This is a genomic window from Streptomyces sp. NPDC004561, from assembly GCF_053602155.1.
The window spans coordinates 1-1887 of the sequence record NZ_JBSGDB010000848.1 but is presented as its reverse complement, the minus strand read 5'-3'; the positions used below and the strand labels follow the sequence as shown (position 1 = coordinate 1887).

Below are 1887 nucleotides of genomic sequence, written 5' to 3'. Positions count from 1 at the left end.
GTCGAAGCGTGAAGGCGGCCCCCCTGGTGACAGCGGGGCCGCGTTCACGGTTCGACGCCGTCGAAGCACTCGCCAGCTCGCGTCCGCTGCGCAGATCCGGTGACGGCAGGTCGCAGGTCGGGCACCAGAAGAACGGCGGCATGCCGACGGCGAACTCCTTGGCACACGCCTCGCACCAGGCCCGCGCGATCACCGGTTCCACGACGAGCCGCGCGTCGGCCAGCGCCGTGCCGTCGCGAGCCACCTCGAAGGCGAAGTGCAACGCGTCCGGCACGACTCCGGCCAGCTCGCCCACGCGGACGGTCACGGACGACACACGGTCCGACCCGTCCGCGCGGGCGATCTCCTCGGCCTGTTCCACGATCGCGGTCGCGATCGACAGTTCGTGCACGGCCGGCTCAGGGGTAGCGGCGGCCGGCGCGCAAGCCGCCGGTCATCCGGTAGATGCGCAACTCGCGCAGGATTCCGGGCAGCTCCTTGACGAACAGGGCCACGACGACGCTGCCGACCAGCGCCGCCTGTGCCATCAGCAGCTGACGTCCCGACATCCCCGCTCGCGCGGTCCTTCTTCTCGTGCCCATGTTCATGACGGTCACTTTGTTCGCTCCCTCATCCCGGCGAGATGTTCGGCATGTCCTTGATCAGCGCGTCATGCCGCTTCCAGTGGACACCGGTGGAGCGGCGCGCGTCGGAGCTGCCGTCCTTGTGGTGTCCGGTCTGGTGCTGGTACGGGCCCCTGTTGCCCTGGTGCAGTCCGGGCACATGGCTGGGCGTGTCGGGCTTCGCCTGGGGGCGGCCCACTCGGATGCTGCCCATGTCGGTTCTCCTTCCGGGTCTCACGACCGCTCGGTCAGCCCCCTGAAGAACTGTTCTACGGCCGGCCAGACCTCGCCGCCACCGGAGAGGCCCCGCCACTCGCGGCGGACCAGGGCGATCATCCGGTAACAGTCGTCGACCGGCACGATCCAGTGTTCGTCGAGGCCGCGCACGGTGTTCACCAGCAGCGCCTCCACGTCGGGTGTCATGGCGGCGAGCCGGGGAACGCCGGCGGCCAGCCGCTGCCATGCCTCCGGGTCCACCTCCCAGCTCATCGCCCCGGCCGGGCTCGGGCCCTGCGCCGTGACCGTGCCGTCGGAGCGCGGCACGAAGAACACCAGACCGACCGGCACGCCCAGCACGGCCGTGTCGACCGGCGGCAGCCGCAGCCGGCGCCGGGGCACCAGCCGGTAGCGGCCCTCGCCGGCCCCGTCGTCGGCGAACAGCACCGAGCAGGGGCCGCACACACAGCGCACCTCGGCGGCAGCGGTGTCGTACAGGTGGGGGTGTTCCTCGGCGACGCGGGCGGCGCACAGCTCGCAGATCTCGACATCCGCCGTCGCCGCCCGGTCGGCCGTGGAACGGATGACCCGGGCGAGTGCTCCGTCCACGGTCACCGCGCCTCCTGCGGCACGGCCCGGCGCCTGATCGTGTTCAGCGGTACGAACGCGGGAGCCGTCCTGCGCCCGGCGGTGTCCGACGGCGTCTCCACGCCGGTCAGCTCGGGGGCGGCGGCCAGCACGGCCGCCCGGACGACCTCGGCGATGTCCGAGGAGCCGCCGCCGCACCCGGAGCCGCATCCGCCGCCGGAGACCAGCCGCACCCGCGCCACGTGCCCGTCGACACCGGCCCACTCCAGGTCGCCGCCGCGCTCGCGCACCGCCGGCCGCAGCTTCTCGACCGCGCGGGCGGCCCGGCGCTCCGGGGAGTCCGGGTGGATCTCGTGCAGGACCAGCAGATGCCCGACCAGCTCGTCGTCGGCGAGCCGCGCACCGCGTCGAAGGTGATCACCGTCGGGCTGTCGGAGTCCGTGGCCCAGTCGACCCGCGCCCCGGTCACGGGGGTGTAGGC

At 73.0% G+C, this 1887-nt stretch carries 5 protein-coding genes; all 5 read right to left on the bottom strand.

The genetic code is table 11. The features are described 5' to 3' along the window. A partial coding sequence (gene hypA / locus ACWEN3_RS46040) for a hydrogenase maturation nickel metallochaperone HypA (protein ID WP_452984355.1) occupies nucleotides 1–391 on the bottom strand: 391 nt, incomplete at its 3' end. A 7-nt stretch (nucleotides 392–398) separates the two neighbouring features. Next, nucleotides 399–548, bottom strand: a complete 150-nt coding sequence (locus ACWEN3_RS46035) for a hypothetical protein (protein WP_452984353.1) — start codon at nucleotides 546–548, stop codon at nucleotides 399–401. 61 nt (nucleotides 549–609) lie between these two features. After that, a complete protein-coding gene (locus ACWEN3_RS46030; RefSeq protein ID WP_452984351.1) occupies nucleotides 610–816 on the bottom strand; it encodes a hypothetical protein in 207 nt (68 codons plus the stop codon). Nucleotides 817–836: 20 nt separating this feature from the next. Next, nucleotides 837–1433, bottom strand: coding sequence for a DUF5947 family protein (locus ACWEN3_RS46025; protein ID WP_452984349.1), 597 nt, complete (start codon nucleotides 1431–1433; stop codon nucleotides 837–839). Then, nucleotides 1430–1887, bottom strand: a 458-nt coding sequence (locus ACWEN3_RS46020; RefSeq protein WP_452984347.1) for a NifU family protein, incomplete at its 5' end; no start/stop codon positions are given. The genes ACWEN3_RS46020 and ACWEN3_RS46025, both read right to left, overlap by 4 nt.